1 pseudogene is annotated in these 344 nt (G+C 65.7%); it reads left to right on the top strand.

Features of this window, described 5'->3' with window-relative positions:
- Positions 1-344: pseudogene (locus tag L692_RS33125) on the top strand (SWIM zinc finger family protein); the annotation flags it as partial.

Raw genomic sequence — 344 nt, 5'->3', positions numbered from 1 at the left:
GGCGGGCTGCTTCGCGGCCATTACCGCCACAGCCTGGACAGCTACGCCCGGCACTGGGAGCAGGCTGTCCGGCTTCTGCCGGATGCCGAGCCGCTAATGTGGCGCGTATTGGCAGACATGCTTCCGTTAAGCGGCGGCATCTACGCGGAGAAGCTGCTGGCGCATGGCCGCTGGCGGCAGTGGATGGATTACCAGCTCAGCTCCGGCAGAGATCCCGCGGATTTCCGGGTGCGGGAGCTTCAGCCGCTGGAGAAGAACGCGCCGGAGCTGCTGCTGCCCTTCTACCATCAGGCGGTCGAGCGGCATGTCGCAGAGAAGAACAGAAGCGGCTACAAGGCGGCGGT

It is taken from the genome of Paenibacillus forsythiae T98, from assembly GCF_000520735.1.
GTDB classification, from domain to species: Bacteria; Bacillota; Bacilli; order Paenibacillales; family Paenibacillaceae; genus Paenibacillus_AQ; species Paenibacillus_AQ forsythiae.
Note: the sequence above shows the minus strand (reverse complement) of the source record. Positions and strands in the feature narration are given on the sequence as shown.